This is a genomic window from Lysobacter sp. CCNWLW3, assembly GCF_036697405.1.
Classification (GTDB): Bacteria; Pseudomonadota; Gammaproteobacteria; order Xanthomonadales; family Xanthomonadaceae; genus Lysobacter.
Genome location: NZ_JBAHWA010000007.1, coordinates 235,473 through 254,337, shown reverse-complemented (window position 1 = coordinate 254,337; position 18,865 = coordinate 235,473). Strand labels below are relative to the sequence as shown.

The following is an 18,865-nucleotide window of genomic DNA, read 5'->3' as shown; positions in this document are numbered from 1 at the left end:
GTCGACCCGTTCATCCAGGATCCGGCCAATCCGCAGAGTTGGAACGCGTACACCTACGTGTTCAACAACCCGCTGCGCTATACCGACCCGAGCGGCATGTTGGGGGTGGAGGAGAGGCAGTGGTTGGGGGCGATTGCCGCGATCGTCGTGATCGCCATCGGCCACCCAGAAGGCTTGGGGGAGGTTCTTGCCTGGTCAACCGTGGCGGGTTTTGTGGGGGGGGCCATATCGACCCAGAGCTTTCGCGGAGGGGTATTGGGGGCGATGACAGCGGCGGTGACCGCAGGCATCGGCGGAGCTGCAGCCGCAGCCGGACCTTTCGCCCGAATTGGCATGATGGCGCTGACCGGTGGTGTGATGGCGCGTCTGCAGGGCGGAGATTTCGGCAGCGCGTTCTTGTCGGCAGGACTGACGGCGGCATTCATGCCGAATGTTGGAGCTATAACCAACGACGTAGGTCGTACGCTTGTTGGTGCTCTTGTTGGCGGAACGATCTCTGAGCTGTCGGGCGGTAAGTTCGCGAATGGTGCGATTAACGGCGCGATTCAGGCTGCCATGATGGGGGGGCAACAACGTGTTACTGCTGTCGGATCGGGAACCGATTCAACACGAGACGATGTAGAACTGCCTGGTGCAGTGAGAATTGAAGGGGGGGGCTTTGATACTCAGCAGGGAGCAGTGGCGGCGGCCGCTAGGCGATATTTCGCTGAAGGCGTTGAACGGAGACAAGAGCTTCAGCTGGGCCTTGGTCTTCAACCCAACGGGAAGTGGGCGTATTACACCCCAGGCTGGGGGCCCAAGGGTGTTTCAATTATTGATAACAGTAGGCTTTTCTCGATGTATGAGCGGGCAGGGTTGCGCTTAGATCGATGGTTGCATGGTCACTTCGATTCCCAGTTGAATTTCTCCGCCACCGATTTCGCAATGGCCTGGAATCAATCATGGTCGCAAAGCGAAACTTTCATGGTGAATAGAAATGGAGAGGGGCGTGTGCTAACGCAAAGTTATCTGGAGTCGATGGCAAGAGGATTGCCAAAAGGCTATAGCAAGGACCTAAGCGGCCTCAGGAGGTACTATGCAGAGTCCGGCCTCCCTGGAGAGAAGTTATGAACCGAGTATCGAAATCGTTCGCAGCGCTGCTATTGACGACTATCGGAGTTTCTTGTTCCTCAGGGCATAGTGCCGCCGGGCGGGCTGACGCTGGCCCAGATCCATTGGTGGCTCAGGGGAAGTGCGTGGATGAGTGGCGCGACATTCTTGCTGAATGGGAGTCCCATGGAGGGCGTGCCACTACGCTCAAGGCTGTGCGGACTGAATTCGAGAGAGCGAAAAGCTTTAGAATTTCAAGAATGGCACATCAGGCTTGGAAGCTCCAGAGCGGCAAGCATGCAGAATGGACCGGTGAATGGCCGATTGATAATGAAGTCCGTGAAAGCGTTGCCTCCGTAATTGATGCTGCGGCTACAGGCGTGGTCGCAGCCGATTGTCAAAGAACTGCAATTTTCATTTTGCCATCGCTTTTAGGTGAAGAAGTTGCTTCGGGGCGGGATCGTTCTCCACTTCGAGATTTGGACGTGTCCGCTGTCGACGCGACTCGTAGCGACACGACCAGAATCGGGCAGTGGATATTCTTTGCATTATTCTTTCGGCAAATATAGGCCCGCTTAATCTGGTCCAGATTCGTGGGGAGTTGCCATATTTTTTCGCGGAGGCAACGCAGTTGAGCGGCGAAGGCCTGGCCTCCGAGATCGAACTGGGCAACGACACTCGCACCCGGTTCTGGTACAGCGAGAACAGGGGTCAGAGAGTCATTCTGATGTCGTTCGAAGGTGAGCGGCGCTCTGCCCCCTGTTGCTAGCTGCGAGGACCACCGAACTTATTGCTACGACGGCAACGCCGGTTGCGGCGCCGGCGGCCTGGAGGGCGGCGGCAGCGCCAGCACCAACGGCCCGCACCGCGTGGCCGAGACCGTGCTGGATGGCGGCGGCAGCGTGTTCTATTACTACGACGCACGCGGCAACCAGACCGTGCGCGACGAGCCGGGCACAGCCAACGACCGCACCGCCTACTACAGCGTAGACGACCTGGCTTACGAGATCTCGCTGGGCAACGGCACGCGTACCCGCTTCTGGTACGGCAGCGACGGCCAGCGCTACAAGCGCGAGGACGGGAGCAAGAAGACCCTGTACCTGGGCAACGTGGAGATCGTCGTCGACGCCGGTGTGACTACGATCAAGCGCACCGTGGGCGGTGTCCTGCTGCAGCAGATCGTGGGCACCTCGGTCACCAAGCGCTATCTGTTCCACGACCGCCTGGGCAGTCTGGTCCGCACGACCACCGAGACCGGCGCCGTGTTCAACAACATGGACTTCGCGGCTTACGGTGCCCGTCGCAGTCACCTGACCGGCACCGGCAGCGGCGCCGCGCCGAGCCTGACCACGCGCGGCTTCACCGGCCACGAGCACGTCGACGCCGTCGGCGTGATCCACATGAACGGCCGCATCTACGATCCCAGCCTGGGTCGTTTCCTGCAGGTCGACCCGTTCGTCCAGGATCCGGCCAATCCGCAGAGTTGGAACGCGTACACCTACGTGTTCAACAACCCGCTGCGGTACACGGACCCCAGCGGGATGTTGGGCGTGGAGGAACGGCAGTGGTTGGGCGCGCTCGTAATGATCGTAGCGGTTGCTACGGGGCAGCACTACGGGATCAAGGGAGGGGCGGCGTTAGCTCTGTATACCGCTGCAGGGTTCGTATCCGGAGCCATCTCAACTCAAAGCTTCCGAGGTGGCGTCCTTGGCGCAATGACTTCATTGATGACCGCAGGAATGGGCGGTGCAATGGTTGGCGCCAATCCGCTGATGCGAATTGGCATGATGGCGCTGACCGGTGGTGTGATGGCGCGCCTGCAGGGCGGAGATTTCGGTAGCGCGTTCTTGTCGGCAGGATTGACGGCGGCATTCATGCCGAATGTTGGAGCTATAACCAACGACGTAGGCCGTACGCTTGTTGGTGCTCTTGTTGGCGGAACGATCTCTGAGTTGTCGGGCGGTAAGTTCGCGAATGGTGCGATCAACGGCGCCATTCAGGCGGCGATGATGGGTCAGCCGGTAGGCATGGTTGAAGGGCAATCAGGAGGGCAAGCGGCAGGCGCTGATTTTGGAGTCGAGTACGGAAGATCTAAATTTCTAAGTAAAGTAACTGTGAGCAGAGATATTTTCACCGGCGAGTGGGTGATCGCGGGTGATCTAACCGTTAGTGGTGTTGAGTCGAGTGTAATAGCTACGGAGGCATCTTCAGTGTTCTCTGGTAGGTTTTCGGAGGGTGATGATGTAATCAATATATCGATAAAGTTTACTTCCGTTCCGTCAGGTGGTGACATTGAGTCCAAATGGTTCAATAGTCACCAAATAGCAACGTTTGCAGCTCAGGGCTATCATAGCGTTGCGGGACAGATGAAATTTGGGACAAACGTGCTGTACTTGTCTCGAAATTCAACTCCAGATGGCGTTATGTCTAGGTATCAAACAACAACGCCAAGTCACGAAATTGGTCACGGATTTGGCTTGCATCATGCTCCAGGTATAAATTCTCTGATGAGCTATGGGGATATTCGCGGTTTGACGTACTATGATGCTGTTAATTTGCGTGCGCAGTTTTATGTCCCAAAATTTTGAGGGGCGCGACCATGTTTCGAGAATTTTTTTTGTCTATGTGTGTGCTCGCTTCGTGCTCTTGTTCTGCTCGCGGAGTCTCAGAAGGTCAGGTTGTTGAGCGGAATATTGTCCTTCGTCAATCGGGCGAAAACAGCCTCGCTTTCAGCGTGGTGCATGATGATTTAATTGATGGTGTTTGCTTGTATCGAGGTCGCATCAATCGTGTGCTGCCCAGTGGTCAAAGAGTGAAGCTGGCTTCGCTTGATTCATACAGGCTGGGACTCCCTTCGGAAAGTGGGTGTACTGCCACCGGCGACTCTTCGGCTTTATTGGGAAATGTCGAGCCAGCGATTGTTTTTTTTAGGAAATGGATGCTATTGGCTAAGGAAGGCTCGATTCAAAGTGGGCCTGGGCTTGGTGAAGATATGGATTTTATATATCACGGTAAATTGCCGAGCCTTGTCGACTTTGATGGCTATGAGTCTGGGGTGGTTGTTGTTGCTTATGATAATAATGGGTTCTTGTACGAATTGACGGTTGATATCAACTCGTTGCGCATTTTGTCGGTGGATAAATCCCAGCCTTGAGAGGCGATTGGTCTAATGTTTGCTGCATTAGATGGTGGATCTCAGGTGTTTGGCGGGAGGCTTTTCAGGCGATTTACCAATCAACGCGGAGCGAGATATATTTTTGCCTTGGATGCATGCGGTCTCTGATGTGGAATACCGTTTAGTGTTAACCCGGTTTCTTATCAGCGTGACGTCCAGAAGGGGTTTGGCTCGCCAATCGATGTCCACCCAGGTACGGTTTTATTGCCGCCAGGTGGATGGCTCGGGGTGTCGGTAAACAATAGCGATCTATAGGAAATTTTTGAGCTTCAATCTGGTTGTCAAACGCTGGAGATTGGGTATCGCGTCAGGCCGACTCTCCGGGACGAATCCCTCTATAAAGGGGCGGTGTTAACATCCCAATTCCGTGCGTGTATTGAGGATTGATTGGTTGAGAAGTTGGCGGTGAAATAAAGGCACCGATAGACCACGCCAAGGGAGTGAGGTCCCTCTGATCCGACGGCAGTCCGGTGATTGCTGAAACTCCTGCTGCCGGAACGTCATGGGCGTGCCAAACTCGCTAAGACCATCATCAGCGGGGCCACAGACATCGCCCAGACCGAGTAGGACGTGCTCGGACGGCCCTGGCTATCGCAAGACGGCTCCGGCCACTAGACCAAGGTCGAATTCAATGCGCGCGGCCTGCCCAGCGCGACTTGCGATGTGGGCCTGAATCCCGAAGGTACCCAGGCGGGTTGCCGGGCGATCCCAACACTGTCTCGCATACGCTGGAGACCGATACCTCGGCAACGTCATCGGCGAACGCAGCGCCGGTTCGGCGGACAAGGGTATCGATGAGGCCTACTTGCCATGTTTGGGGGGCGAGTTGGCGAGCAGCGTATTGGCGGGCTAATCCCAGCGTATCGACGCGGCGCGTGGCACTCGTACGGCGACGCGTTTGGCGTTCCCTGCGCTGATTCCTGGCTGGCCCGGCTGGGAAGCGCCGCGCGAGTGGCCAAACCTCGCGTTCCGGCACATGTCTCCACGCTAATTCTGTGCTTAGCATGTGCCTGACGAGGTAGGGCGATATGTATCGGCGCCCGTTATCGATCAGGTCGGCGCCTGGGGAAACGCCGGCCGGCGCCTCTGGCGGTTCGTGCTCCTGCGGCCGGTCGGGCCTCGCTCAATACCAATCTCCCATCTGGGCCACCGGTTCGGCGGCATGCCGTCGGTGGCGTATGCATTGCGGAACTCGCATTAGGGGACGTTGCACATGTCGACAAGAATCAACCGATGGACGATCGGCTTGGCGCTGGGTGCGCTGGCCGCGATCGCCGGCGCCAGCGTCATGCTCGGCGGCGGCGCATCCGACGCCGGCGCACCGATCGGCGGGGCGCCGCCGGCCAATGCCGGCGTCAACAACAACGCGCCGGAACAGCAGCTGCGCAAATACATCGTGGTCTACCGCGAGGCGCCGCTGGCGACCTACCGCGGCGAGGTCCAGGGCCTGCCCGCGCCGGAGCGCATGGTCGGCGAGCCCGGCGTGCCGCAGATGGCGCGCGCCGCCGCGACCGCGGCCGGCGAAGGCCGCGTCGATGTGCGCAGTTCGCGCGCTCGCGCCTACGTCCGCCACCTCGAAGGCGCGCAGCGCCAGCACGAGGCCGGCATCGCCGCCGCGATCGGCCGTCCGCTGCGCATCGAGCGCCGCATGCAGCACGCGCTCAACGCGGTGGTCGCCGACATGAGCGAGGCCGAGGCGCAGCGCGTGCAGCGTCTGTCCGAGGTGCAGTTCGTCGAGGAATACCGCGAGTACGAACAGGACACCGATGTCGGTCCGACCCTGATCGGCGCGCCGCAGCTGTGGAACTCGCCGACCAGTCCGGTCAAGGGCGAGGGCGTGGTGGTCGGCATCATCGATTCGGGCATCAACTTCGGCAGCCCCTCGTTCGCCGCCACCGACGAGCAGGGCTACACCCATACCAATCCACTCGGCGCCGGCACCTATCTGGGCACCTGCGCCGCCGGCGGCGTCGATGCGGGGCGCTGCAACGACAAGCTGATCGGCGGCTACGACTTCGTCTGCGCGGCGCCGGGCAACACCTGCGGCGTGGCCAACATCCGCGAGGAGCCGGGCTTCGGCGACACCAACAGCCACGGCAGCCATACCGCCGCGACCACCGCGGGCAACTTCCGCACGGTCGCGTTCAAGGGCCGCAACAGCCTGATCTCGGGCGTCGCGCCGCGCGCCAACATCATCGCCTACGACGTGTGCTACACCAACACGGCGACCGGGCGCGGCCTGTGCCCGAATACCTCCTCGGCGGCCGCGGTCGACCAGGCGGTGGCCGACGGCGTCGTCGACGTGCTGAACTTCTCGGTCGGCGGCGGCGAGAACCCGTGGAGCGATGCGGTCTCGCTGGCCTTCCTCAACGCGGTCAACGCCGGCATCTACGTCGCGACCTCGGCCGGCAACAGCGGCCCGGGCCCGAACACCATGGGCCATCTCGAGCCCTGGACCGGTTCCACCGCGGCGGCGCAGCACGGCCGCCAGGACTTCAATCCGGTGCTGCAGGTCACCGGCCCGGGCGCCGTGCCCGCCGCACTGAATGCGATCGTGCTCAACGAAGGCACCGGCGGCGTCGCGCTCACCGCGCCGATCGCGCCGACCACGGTGCTGCGCGTCAGCCCCGGCATCGACACGGCCGACGACGGCTGTGCCGCGTACCCGGCCGACACCTTCGCCGGCGCGATCGCGGTGATCCGCCGCGGCACCTGTTCGTTCACGATCAAATCCGGCAACGCGGCCGCGGCCGGCGCAATCGCCGTGGTCATCGCCAACAACGCGGCCGGCGGCCTGATCCCGACCATGACCGGCGCGACCATCCCGGGCTTCGCGATGCTGCAGACCGACGCCAACGCGGTGCGCGATTTCCTGGCCGGCAATCCCGGTACCGCCGGCATCAGCGTGCTGGCGATCCCGAACACGCCCGACGTGCTCGCCGACTTCAGCTCGCGCGGCCCGGCCGGCGCTTACGACCTGCTCAAGCCCGACGTCACCGCGCCCGGCGTCAACATCCTGGCGGTGGTTTCCGGCACCGCGATCAGCGGCTCGGAGAACGCGGTCGGCCTGATGAGCGGCACCTCGATGGCGTCGCCGCACCATGCCGGCGCCGCCGGCCTGCTGCGCCAGGCGCGGCCGACCTGGACCGTGCCGGAAGTGAAATCGGCGCTGGTGATGACCGCCGAGCAGCAGGTGTTCAAGGAGGATTCGATCACGCCGGCGACGCCGTTCGATCGCGGCGGCGGCCGTCTGCGCGTCGACCTCGCCCTGCGCGCCGGCCTGGTGCTCAACGAAGTCCGCGCCAACTACCTGGCCGCCAATCCGGCCAGCGGCGGCGACGTCGCCAACCTCAACCAGCCCAGCCTGGCCAAGGCGCGCTGCGTGGAGCGTTGCGTGTTCACGCGTACCTTCCGCAACACCCAGACGGTCCGCCAGGGTTGGACGGCTAAGCTGACCGGCCTGAGCGGCACGATCTCGCCGGCGCTGTTCACCCTCAATCCCGGCGAGAGCAAGGCGGTCAAGGTCACGGTCAACAGCTATCAGCTGCCGGCCGACGGCTCCTGGAACTTCGGCACCCTGGTGCTGACCCCGACCTCGATCGGCACCCTCGACCAGCCGACCCTGCGCCTGCCGGTGGCGGTGTCGGTGCCGCCGCCGGTGATCGCCCTCAACCCGATGCAGATCGCGGCGACCCTGCCCGCGGGCGGTACCGGCTTCGCCAACTTCCGTATCGACAACCTCGGCGGTTCGCGTCTGGACTACACGATCGACAACACCGGGCAGGGCACGCGTACCCTGCTGGACGCGCCGCGCGGCGCGATCAGCAGCGGCTTCCGCGCCACCTCGTACACCGATCCGGCGACCGCGGGTTCGGCGGCGCAGTTCAGCGCCGACGACTTCAGCGTGAGCGAGGCCACCCGCATCGTCAGCCTGTACACCGAGGGTTTCGTGTCCAGCAATCAGCCGCTGGCGACCACCGCCACCAGCCTGACCTGGACCCTGTTCCGCGACAGCGGCAACAACCCGGAAGGCAATCCGCAGGCCTCGCCGGGCGTGGCGGTGTGGAGTTACACCTCCGCGCCGACCGCCGCCGGCGTCACCATCACCGGCGCCAACATCGGCCTCAACCTGACCGCCGCCAGCCAGAACGTCGATCTGCTGCCGGGCCGTTACTGGCTGGTGGTGCACGCGCGTTCGAGCTTCGCCAATCGCTGGGTGTGGTTCGCCTCCAACAGCGGCGACAACGTGTTCCGCACCATCACGGTAAGCACCGCCGGGGCCGGCGCCTGGACCGCGGGCAGCGGTTTCGCCGGCCTGGCCTGGAACGTGGGAGCGTCCAACGCCTGCGGCGCGCCGTGGATCGGCGCACCGGTGAGCGCGATGGGACGCGTGAATCCGGGCGCGGCTGGCATCGACGCCCAGGTGCAGCTCAACGCCGCCGGCCTGAGCGCCGGCACGCACGTGGGCTACATCTGCGTGGCCAGCAACGATCCGGTCAGGCCCAAGGTCGCCGCACGCGTGACCCTGACGGTCACGCCGTAACTTTGGCCCGTTACTTTCGCCGGGCCCGGAAACGGGCCCGGCGATTTCTTCGACACCGGTAGGGCCGCGTTGCACGGCCATCACACGATTCCTTAGGGGGAAGCAATGAAGCACACGCATCACACGATCCTGTCGACCGCGCTGCTGCTGGCGCTGGCCGTGCCCATGACCGCGCTGGCCGGCGAGCCCTGCCTGCTCGACGACGGCTTGGGCGGCACCACCACCGGCGGCGCCACCGCGGCCGGCGGCGGCGCCACCGCCTGCGGCAGCGGCGCCACCGCCAGCGGCGACGGCAGCACCGCGGTCGGTTCGGCCAGCACCGCCAGCGGCACCGGCAGCACCGCGGTCGGCGCCGACAGCGTCGCCGGCGGCGATCAGAGCACCGCGCTGGGCCAGGGCGCGCAGGCCGGCGGCTTCGGCGCCACCGCCAGCGGCAGCGGCAGCAACGCCAGCGGCGAATTCGCCACCGCCACCGGCACCGCCAGCGAGGCCTCGGGGCAATTCAGCAGCGCCAGCGGCGCCGGCGCGCGCGCCATCAACGACAACGCCACCGCCACCGGCAGCTTCAGCGAAGCCAGCGGCCTGGGCAGCACCGCGCACGGCTACAACGCCATCGCCAGCGGCGAACTCAGCAGCGCCAGCGGCAGCGGTTCGCTGGCCTCGGGCGAGGCCAGCACCGCCAACGGCGCCGGCGCCACCGCCAGCGGCAAGGGCAGCACCGCGACCGGCGCGCACAGCGTCGCCAGCGCCGACGGCGCCACCGCCAACGGCGGCTGGGTCGACAAGGACGGCGACGGCGTGGTCGATCCGGACGAAGTGACCACCGCCAGCGGCCTGGAATCCAGCGCCTACGGCGGCGGCGCGCAGGCCACCGCCGACCAGTCCAGCGCCTTCGGCGGTCGCAGCGTCGCCAGCGGCATCGGCAGCAGCGCGTTCGGCTACGGTGCGCAGGCGGTCGGCCAGAACGCGACCGCGATCGGCCAGGGCAGCAACGCCAGCGGCAGTAACAGCGTCGCACTGGGCGCGGGTTCGGTCGCCGACCGCGGCAACGCGGTCTCGGTGGGCAGCGGCGGCAACGAACGCCAGATCACCAACGTCGCCGCCGGCACCCAGGGCACCGACGCGGTCAATCTGGGGCAGTTGCAATCCACCGCCGCCGCCACCCTCGCCAGCGCCAACAACTACACCGACACGGTCGCCGCGAGCACCCTGGCCAGCGCCAACAACTACACCGACTCGCGCGTGACCAGCAACAACGCGGTGGTGCTGAACCAGGCCAACGCGCACGCCGATGCCGGCGACGCGGCCACGCTCAACGCCGCCAACACCCACGCCGACGCCGGCGATGCGGCCACGCTGCGCACCGCCAACACCTACACCGACACCCGCTTCGCCCAGGCGATCGCCGCGCCGATCGCGGCCATCGACGATCTGCGTTCGGACATGGAGTGGGGCTTCGACCGCACCGACCGCCGCATCGACCGCGCCGGTGCGATGACCGCGGCGATGGTGCAGATGGCGACCTCGGCCGCCGGCATCCACACCAAGAACCGCGTCGCGGTGGGTGCCGGTTTCCAGAACGGCGAACAGGCCCTGTCGATCGGCTACCAGCGCGCGATCAGCGATCGCGCCACGGTGACCTTCGGCGGTGCCTTCAGCAGCTCGGAAAGCTCGGCGGGCGTGGGCCTGGGTTTCGGCTGGTAAGGCTTCCCTGGGAATGTGCGGCACGTTGACGGCGCCTTCGGGCGCCGTTTTTTTGCTGTTCCCCCCTTTGCAAAAGGGGGGCTAGGGGGGATTTGCTTTTGGCGGCTTAGCGCTTAAAAGCAAAAAGCAAATCTCCCCCAACCCCTCTTTTTCAAAGAGGGGAGCTTCAGAGAGGGAGCCACCTGGCGCTCAGCGATACGCGCGTTCGCGCTCGGCCTGCAAACGCTGGCGCAGGTACTCGTCGCGGGTGAGACCGCCAGGAATCTGGCTCAGCGCCGCGACCTCGGCCACCACCTCGGCCTCGCGCTGTTTGTAGGACTGGAAGCGCGGATCGCTGCGCTGCTGGGCCAGCCACTGCGCATTGCGCTGGTCGGCGATGGCGCGGTAGCGCGTCGCCAGCGCTTCGACCCGGCGCATCTGCTCGGCCCGGTCGGGCACGGTGGCCTGGATCAGGGCCACGCGCAACAGCATGGTTTCGCCGGCCGACAGCTCGCCGGCGCGTTCGTAGGCGTCGACATCGCGTTCCAGGGCCTGGGCTTGGCGGCGGCGCTCGGCGGAGCTCAGCGCGGCGGCGTCGCGGAAATAGCGTTTGGCATCGTCGCGGAACTGTTCCCGATCGCGGTACGCGCGCGCCTGCGGGCTGCCGAGCAAGGCCGCCTGCACGGCTTCGGCCTGACCGGCGCGCGCGCCCGCAGCGGGCGCGAGGCTCGCGCGCGCCTCGCGCGAGCGCGCCACCAGCACCGCCGCGGCCATGGCCGCGACGGCGAGGGCGATCAACAGCAACTTGGTGCGGCTCATGCGTGCGGCCGCGCCTCAAGCCAGCAGCTGGTCGACCAGCCAGTACAGCAGGTTGAACGGCTTGGCGCGGTCGGCCTGGTCGTCGGCCTCGCTGGCGTCGACGACCTTGCCGTTGCCGTCCAGCACGCTGTCGATGAACTGCTTCAGCTGCAGGTTCTGCGCCTGCACGTCGCCGTTCTTGAAGTCGACGATGGTGGTGCAGTGGCTCTCGTTGAGGGCGCGGTACTGCGGGAAGTAGCCGCCGAAGTTGTCCAGTGTGTTCAAGCGCGCGGACAGGCGCTGGGTGTCGGCGCCCCACTTGCTGTGGATCAAGGCTTCTTTTGCGGCCTGATTGGGCGCGGCCTGGATATCGGCGTGGAAGCGCTCGTAGGAGTAGGAGGAGTAGTTGAGGTCCTGCCAGAAATGGGTGGCGCCGAGGCGGTCGCCGCTGTGCTTGTTGGCCAGCGCCGGATACAGCGAGCCCAGTTCGTCGAGATCCAGTTGCGGCAGGCCGCTGGCGAGATAGGCGAGCGGGCCGTTGGGCGCGTCCAGGCCCCAGGCGCCGCGGATGTGCGCCATCAGCGCTTGCGAGGGGTACTGGGCGGGATCGCCGTTGCGCGGAGTCGGGAAGATCGGGCCGGAGTCGTCGATCAGGAAGCTGCGCGAGGGCGCGAGGTCGCGCCGCAGCGGGTCGTAGTTGATCAGGCTGCCGGCGCCGCCGGCGCTGCAGCCGGTGCTGAGCATCTGGCCCGGACGCGGCAGGTTGTCCTTCAACCACGCCGTCACCGCGCGCGAGTTGCGCAGGCCGTTGTGGTGCCAGACCAGCGGCGGCGCCTGGTTGCTGGGGTCGTCGTAGACCGCGACCTTGTCGCCGCCGTAGATGTCGCCGGTGCAGTAGGGCACGTAGACCATGTTCCAGTTCTGGGTCTTGACCCCGTCGAACGGGCTGACCCGGGTCACGAACGGGCTCACCAGGCTGGCGCCGGGATTGAGCAGGCTCATGTAGTCGTCGGGGATGCCGTTGGGATTGCGCGCGCCGCGGATGCCGCTCTGTCCGGAGCAACTGGCGTAGTCCCAGCACGCGCCGCCGCCTTCCATGTAGACGATGGTGTTGGTGGTGTTGGGCACGCGGTTGACGAAGATCTTGTACGGCGACCCGTCGCCGCAGACCGCGCCGGTCTCGGCCGGCAACTGCACGGTCTGCCATTGGTAATAGGCGCCCGGATCGAAGCCGTCGGCCTTGGTCGCGTCGCGGCTCAGCAGCGGGTACTGGCCCTGGCGCTGCGCGGGCGTGACCGGGTTGTTGGCGCGCGGCGGCGAGACCAGGTTGCGCAGGGTCTGGAAGAAACCGTAGTCGCCTTCCTCGGCCAACAGCGGCGGGCTGGCCAGCGCGATCGCGCCTCCCAGCAGGACGACGGCGACGGGTCGGGCGGCGTATCGGGCATGTGCCATGGCCTTGCTCTCCTTTGCGTGCGATGTGTGCGGGCCGTGCCCGCGCGACGCGGCGCGTTGCCGGTCCCCAGCACCGGCGCAGCCGCGGCAGCCCCCTGTCCATACTGCTGCGTCTGGATATCGCCGCGCGTGCGGCAGCGTCAATGCGTATCGCGCGCGCAGCGCCGATTGGCCGCAAACGCAGCCCTGCCTGTCCGTTTTTGCCCGGAATCCGGTCACGGAACCGGGTTTGCCGCCGCGCCGGTTCTTGCGCCGCAGCATGGCGCTGCGGCGATGCGGGCCTTATTCGCCCGGAATCGCCGCTTCGCTGGGCGCGTTGGAGGCCGCGCGCCGCGCCAGCACCGCCTCGCGGTGGGCGATGTAGGCGTTGGAGGCCAGGATGATGGCCGCGCCGATCACGGTCCAACGGTCGATGGATTCGCCGAACCACAGCCAGCCGGCGAGCGCCACCAGCGGCAGCTGCATGAAGCTGATCGGGGTCAGCGCGGACACTTCGCCCAGCTTGAGCGCGTGCGTCCACAGCAACTGGCCGCCGGTGCCGAGCACGCCGGCGGCGATCACCCATACCCACATCGCGCCTTGCGGCCATTGCCAGACGAACAGTGCGGGCAGCAGCGACATCGGCACCCAGAACAGATAGGTGTAGAGCACGATGGTGTTGGCCGAGTCGACCCGCGACAGCTGCTTGATCTGGATCGCGACCACGCCGCTGAGCACCGCCGCCAGCAGCGCGATCAGGGTGCCGGCGGTGAAATCGGCCGAACCCGGACGCACGATCACCAGCACGCCGACGAAGCCCAGGGCGACCGCGGCCCAGCGCCGCGCCCGCACCTGCTCGCCCAGGAACAGCACCGCGGCGATGGTCACGAACAAGGGCGTGGAGTACGACAGCGAGATCGCTTGCGCCAGCGGCAGGTGGCCGATCGCCCAGAAGCCGGCCAGCATCGAGCAGATGCCGATCGCGCAGCGGACGAAATAACGCGGCAACTGGCGCGTGCGCAGCGCGGCGCGGTTGGCGCCGGCCAGCAGCGGCAGCACCGCGAGCAGGCCGAAGAAGTTGCGGAAGAACGCGATCTCGAAGGTGTGCAGCTCGGCCGAGGCGATCCGGATCACCACCGCCATCGCGCCGAAGCACAGCGTGCTGGCCAGCATGTAGGCGGCCGCGCGCATCGGTTGCGACAGCGGTGCGCTCACCAGCGTGCGCCGATCAGGCGCGGCTCGGGTTCGATCGCGACGCCGAAGCGGGCCTGCACCGAATCGGCGATGCGGCGAGCGAGGTCGAGCAGTTGCGCGCCGCTGGCATGGCCGTGGTTGACCAGCACCAGCGCGTGCGAGGCGGCCACGCCGGCGTCGCCGTCGCGGTGGCCCTTCCAGCCGCAGGCGTCGATCAGCCAGCCGGCCGAGAGCTTGCGGCTGTCCTCGTCGGCGCCGCGGAACACCGGCAACGCGGCGTGTTCGGCCTGCAGCGCCTCGGCCTGGGCGCGCGCCACGATCGGATTCTTGAAGAAGCTGCCGGCATTGCCGAGCACGGCCGGGTCGGGCAGCTTGCGGCGCCGGATCGCGATCACCGCTTCGGCGACGCTGCGCGGGGTCGGCGCATCCACGCCCATGGCCGCGAGTTCCTCGGCCAAACCGGCGTAGTCCAGGCGCAGCGCCGGCGTGCGCGGCAGGGCGAACTCGACCGCGGTCACCAGGTAGCGGTCGGGCGCGTGCTTGAACAGGCTGTCGCGATAGGCGAAGCGGCAGGCCGCGGCGTCGAAGCGGTGCGCGGTGGCGGTGACCGGCTCGTAGGCCTCGACCGCATGCACGAAGTCGCACACTTCCACGCCGTAGGCGCCGATGTTCTGGATCGGCGCGGCGCCGACCGTGCCCGGGATCAGGGCCAGGTTTTCCAGGCCGGCGTAACCGGCCTCCAGGGTGCGCATCACGAAGCCGTGCCAGGGCACGCCGGCGTCGGCGCGCAGGATCGCGCCATCGCGGTCGAGCGCTTCGCCCAGCACCTGCACGCGTTCGCCGGTCAGTGCCAGCACCGGGCCCTCGGGATCGCCGGCGAACAGCAAGTTGCTGCCGCCGCCCAGGATCAGGGCGATGCCGTCGCGCAGCTCGGGCAGGCGCAGGACTTCGTCCAGGCGCGCGGCGTCGGCGACTTCGGCCAGCACGGGCGCGGTCGCGGCCACGCCGAAGGTGTTGCGTCGGGTCAGTGCGGCCTCGCGCAGGAGGCGGACAGCGTCGCTCATACCGGCGGCACGTTACCGCGGCTGGGCGCTTCCTTGCGGCGGCGCATCGCTTCCACGCATTCGTTCACCAGTGCCGGGCCGCGATAGACCAGGCCGGTGTAGCACTGCACCAGGGCCGCGCCCGCGGCCATCTTGGTGACCGCGTCGGCGCCGGACAGGATGCCGCCGACGCCGATCATCGGGATCGACTCGGGCAGGCGCGTGCGCAGCATGCGCAGCACCGTGGTCGACTGGCCCATCAGAGGACGCCCGGACAGGCCGCCGACCTCGCCCGCGTGCGCCGCGCCTTCGATGGCGATGCGCGAGACGGTGGTGTTGGTGGCGATCACGCCGTCGACCTGCAGCTCGCTGAGCACGCGCGCGGCGGCCTCGATGTCGTGATCGGACAGGTCGGGCGCGATCTTGACCAGCATCGGCACGCGCTTGCTGTGCAGGCCGGCGTATTTCTCCTGCGCCTCGCGCAGGGTGCCGATCAGGCGGCGCAGGGATTGCTCTTCCTGCAGCTCGCGCAGGCCGGCGGTGTTGGGCGAGGAGATGTTGACCGTGACGTAGTCGGCCAGCGGATAGACCCGCTCCAGGCACAGCAGGTAATCGTCCTCGGCCGACTCGTTCGGGGTGTCCTTGTTCTTGCCGATGTTGATGCCCAGCAGGCCGTGGCGGCGCTGGGCGCGCTCGACGTTGCGGACCAGGGCATCGACGCCCTCGTTGTTGAAGCCCAGGCGGTTGATCACCGCCTCGTGCTCGGGCAGGCGGAACATGCGCGGCTTCGGATTGCCTTCCTGCGGCCGCGGCGTGACCGTGCCGATCTCGACGAAGCCGAAGCCCAGGGCGAGCAGGGCGTCGATGTGCGCGCCGTTCTTGTCCAGGCCGGCGGCCAGGCCGACCGGATTGGGGAAGGTCAGGCCGAAGGCCTTGGTCGGAAACGGCTTGGGCCGGGTGGTCAGCAGCGGGTTGAGGCCGGTGCGATAAGCCGTTTCCAGCGCCGCGAGGCCAAGGCCATGCGCTCGTTCGGCATCCAGTCCGAAGAGAAAGGGGCGGGCGAGGCTGTACACGGGATCGCAGGCGTCCGCTGTAGAACGAAAAAGCATTATCGCCTATGCGGCGCTCCTCACGCGAGCGCGAATGCGTCGTGCGCCGGCTTCGGCAAGGCGCCGGAGCCTATCCGATCACCCCGCAGCACAGGAAAAACACCATGGAACCCAGCGCGGCCAGTGCCGTCAGCAGCACCGGATAGCCCAGCCACAGTCCCGCCGCGGCCAGGCCGGCGCCGCCCGGCGGCTCCTCGCGGCGGCGGATCGCGGCGCGTGCCTTGTGCCCGCAGATCACCGCCAGCAGGGCGACGCCCTGCGCCGGCAGCACTAGCCACAGGTGCTGGTTGAGCTGCTCGGTGGCGAACCAGGCCCAGATCGCCAGGCCCCAGGCGATCAGGCCCAGGGCCAGACTGACCAGCGGCCAGGCGCCGATGTTTTCGAGCTCGGGACCGTTCATGCGCGCGACTCCCCTGAGCGATGCGGCCACCCTGGCCGCGGCGGCTAGACCCGGCCGCTGCGCAGGGCCCGCGCCCAGTCGGCGCGGCCGTTGCGCGCGGCCTGCGCGGCGGCGGCCTCGTGGTCGTAGCCGACCGCGATGTGTTCGGCCCGCCAGCGCCCGCCGGCGTCGTCGACGATGGCGTAGCGGGCGTGCGGGTCGCCGACCTGCATGTCGTGCGGGCTGGGATGCTCGCTGTGGTAGGCCTGCAGGCCGACGCTGCCGGGATTCACCAGCAGCCGGCCGTCGTCCAGGCGGGTCGCGCGCGGAATGTGGGTGTGGCCGCACAGGATCACGGCATGGCGGAGGTCGCCGGCGCGTTGCGCGGCCTCGGCCGCGGTGGCCGCGCGCGGAACGCCGGCGTCGAGCTGTTCGAGGAAGTATTCGAGATCGTCGCGCGGCGTGCCGTGGCAGAGGTAGACGTGCTCGTTCAAGGCCAGCGTCGTCGGCAGCGCGGCGATCCAGCGCAACTGGTCCGGGCGCAGCAGGTCGCGCGCATGCGCGTCGGACGCGCCCATGCCCGCGCGCGGCTCCAGCAGTTGGCGTTCGTGATTGCCGCGGATGGTGGGCAGGTCCAGGCCGATCAGCAGGTCGGCGGTTTCCACCGGTTGCAGCGGGCCGGACAGGATGTCGCCGAGGTTGACGGTGACATCGCAGGCGCGCGCGTCGATATCGGCCAGCACCGCGCGCAGCGCGCCGAGATTGCCGTGGATGTCCGAGACGACCGCGATGCGCATGCCGTGCTCCCGCAGCGGGTCCGCCGTGGCGGACCCGCCTTCGTTACGGTACCGACCTCAGAGGTCGAACTTGATGCCCTGCGCCAGCGGCAGCGCGTCGGAGTAGTTGATGGTGTTGGTCTGGCGGCGCATGTAGGCGCGCCACGCGTCCGAACCCGACTCGCGACCGCCGCCGGTTTCCTTCTCGCCGCCGAAGGCGCCGCCGATCTCGGCGCCGGAGGTGCCGATGTTGACGTTGGCGATGCCGCAATCCGAACCGGCCGCCGACAGGAAGGCTTCGGCCGCCTTGAGGTTGGCGGTGAAGATCGACGAGGACAGGCCCTGCGGCACGTCGTTCTGCAGCGCGATGGCTTCATCGAGCGTCTTGAACTTCATCGCGTACAGGATCGGCGCGAAGGTTTCGGTCTGCACCACTTCGGCGTCGTTGCTCAGGCCGGTGACGATGGTCGGCAGGACGAAGTTGCCGGGGCGCTCGATCGCCGCGCCGCCGGTCTCGACCTTGCCGCCGCTGGCCTTGGCCTTCTCGACCGCGTCCAGGTAGGCCTGCACCGCGTCGCGGCTGTTGAGCGGGCCCATCAGGTTGGCCGGGTCGGTCGGGTCGCCGATCTTCTTCTCGACCTGCTTGTAGGCCGCGATCAGCTTGGCCAGCACGTCGTCGAAGATGGACTCGTGCACGAACAGGCGGCGCGTGGTGGTGCAGCGCTGGCCGGCGGTGCCGACCGCGCCGAAGGCGATCGCCGGGATCGCCAGCTTCAGGTCCGCCGTGGCGTCGACGATGATGGCGTTGTTGCCGCCCAGTTCCAGCAGCGAACGGCCCATGCGGCGCGCGACGCGCTCGCCGACGTGGCGGCCGACCTTGGTCGAACCGGTGAAGCTGATCAGGGCGATGCGCTTGTCGTCGACGAAGTTCGAGGCCAGCTCGGTGCCGGCGTCGTTGAACAGGAAGAAGATGTCCGGGAAGCCGCCGGCGCGCAGGGCTTCGTTGCAGATCTTCATCGAGGCCACCGCCGACAGCGGGGTCTTGGGCGAGGGCTTCCAGATGGTGATGTCGCCGCAGATCGCGGCGATGAACGCATTCCAGGCCCACACCGCGACCGGGAAGTTGAAGGCCGAGATCACGCCGACCAGGCCCAGCGGATGCCACTGTTCGTACATGCGGTGGCCGGGGCGTTCGGAGTGCATGGTCAGGCCGTACAGCTGGCGCGACAGACCGACGGCGAAATCGCCGATGTCGATCATTTCCTGCACTTCGCCGTCGCCTTCCGGCTTGGACTTGCCCATTTCCAGCGCGACCAGCGAACCCAGCGCGTCCTTGTGCTTGCGCAGCGCGTCGGCGCACAGGCGGATGGCTTCGCCGCGGCGCGGCGCCGGGGTGGTGCGCCACACCGCGAACGCGGCCTGGGCGCGCTCGACGATGCTGTCGTAATCGCTCTGCGAGGATGCCTGCACGCGCGCCAGCACTTCGCCGTCGGTGGGGTTGATCGATTCCAGCACGCCGGCATCGCGGGTCGCGGCCCATTCGCCATGGCCGAGGTAGGTGCCGGACTCGACGTCTTTCAGGCCGAGGGCGGTCAGAACAGCGTGCGTCATCGCAAAAACTCCAGAATCAAAAAAGCATTGAAAA

The 18,865-nt window shown here is 66.6% G+C and carries 14 protein-coding genes; 6 read left to right on the top strand and 8 right to left on the bottom strand.

Annotation, left to right across the window (positions count from 1 at the left end):
• The 6 genes from V1318_RS13835 to V1318_RS13810 all read left to right on the top strand — a co-directional run.
• The coding region (locus V1318_RS13835) for a hypothetical protein (protein ID WP_332940277.1) at window positions 1-1,110 on the top strand (1,110 nt) is incomplete at its 5' end.
• A gap of 239 nt (window positions 1,111-1,349) precedes the next feature.
• Window positions 1,350-1,658: a hypothetical protein gene (locus tag V1318_RS13830; RefSeq protein ID WP_332940276.1), complete on the top strand. Its 309-nt coding sequence runs from the start codon at window positions 1,350-1,352 to the stop codon at window positions 1,656-1,658.
• A gap of 171 nt (window positions 1,659-1,829) precedes the next feature.
• The gene (locus V1318_RS13825) at window positions 1,830-3,677 is read left to right on the top strand and encodes an RHS repeat-associated core domain-containing protein (protein ID WP_332940275.1); all 1,848 of its coding nucleotides are present in this window, start codon (window positions 1,830-1,832) and stop codon (window positions 3,675-3,677) included.
• Between the two features lie 11 nt (window positions 3,678-3,688).
• Entirely contained in the window at window positions 3,689-4,243 is a 555-nt protein-coding gene (locus V1318_RS13820) for a hypothetical protein (RefSeq protein ID WP_332940274.1), read from the top strand.
• A gap of 1,234 nt (window positions 4,244-5,477) precedes the next feature.
• Entirely contained in the window at window positions 5,478-8,807 is a 3,330-nt protein-coding gene (locus V1318_RS13815; protein ID WP_332940273.1) for a S8 family serine peptidase, read from the top strand.
• A 105-nt stretch (window positions 8,808-8,912) separates the two neighbouring features.
• Window positions 8,913-10,511 carry a YadA-like family protein gene (locus V1318_RS13810; RefSeq protein ID WP_332940272.1) on the top strand — a complete coding sequence of 533 codons (1,599 nt, stop codon included), beginning with the start codon at window positions 8,913-8,915 and terminating at the stop codon, window positions 10,509-10,511.
• A gap of 189 nt (window positions 10,512-10,700) precedes the next feature.
• Here V1318_RS13810 and V1318_RS13805 read toward each other — a convergent pair whose 3' ends face one another.
• The 8 genes from V1318_RS13805 to V1318_RS13770 form a co-directional block, all read right to left on the bottom strand.
• Window positions 10,701-11,309 carry a hypothetical protein gene (locus V1318_RS13805; RefSeq protein WP_332940271.1) on the bottom strand — a complete coding sequence of 203 codons (609 nt, stop codon included), beginning with the start codon at window positions 11,307-11,309 and terminating at the stop codon, window positions 10,701-10,703.
• Between the two features lie 15 nt (window positions 11,310-11,324).
• The gene (locus V1318_RS13800; protein WP_332940270.1) at window positions 11,325-12,740 is read right to left on the bottom strand and encodes a pectin acetylesterase-family hydrolase; all 1,416 of its coding nucleotides are present in this window, start codon (window positions 12,738-12,740) and stop codon (window positions 11,325-11,327) included.
• A gap of 282 nt (window positions 12,741-13,022) precedes the next feature.
• The gene (locus V1318_RS13795) at window positions 13,023-13,910 is read right to left on the bottom strand and encodes a DMT family transporter (RefSeq protein ID WP_332940285.1); all 888 of its coding nucleotides are present in this window, start codon (window positions 13,908-13,910) and stop codon (window positions 13,023-13,025) included.
• Window positions 13,911-13,930: 20 nt separating this feature from the next.
• Window positions 13,931-14,977, bottom strand: a complete 1,047-nt coding sequence (gene murB / locus V1318_RS13790) for a UDP-N-acetylmuramate dehydrogenase (RefSeq protein WP_332940269.1) — start codon at window positions 14,975-14,977, stop codon at window positions 13,931-13,933.
• The gene (locus V1318_RS13785; protein ID WP_332940268.1) at window positions 14,974-16,029 is read right to left on the bottom strand and encodes a quinone-dependent dihydroorotate dehydrogenase; all 1,056 of its coding nucleotides are present in this window, start codon (window positions 16,027-16,029) and stop codon (window positions 14,974-14,976) included. The genes murB and V1318_RS13785 overlap by 4 nt, the downstream gene beginning before the upstream one ends.
• A gap of 106 nt (window positions 16,030-16,135) precedes the next feature.
• Window positions 16,136-16,465, bottom strand: coding sequence for a DUF4190 domain-containing protein (locus V1318_RS13780; RefSeq protein ID WP_332940267.1), 330 nt, complete (start codon window positions 16,463-16,465; stop codon window positions 16,136-16,138).
• 44 nt (window positions 16,466-16,509) lie between these two features.
• Window positions 16,510-17,241, bottom strand: coding sequence for a metallophosphoesterase family protein (locus tag V1318_RS13775; RefSeq protein ID WP_332940266.1), 732 nt, complete (start codon window positions 17,239-17,241; stop codon window positions 16,510-16,512).
• Between the two features lie 57 nt (window positions 17,242-17,298).
• Complete coding sequence (locus tag V1318_RS13770) at window positions 17,299-18,831, bottom strand: aldehyde dehydrogenase family protein (RefSeq protein WP_332940265.1); 1,533 nt, start codon at window positions 18,829-18,831, stop codon at window positions 17,299-17,301.
• Window positions 18,832-18,865 lie beyond the last annotated feature (34 nt).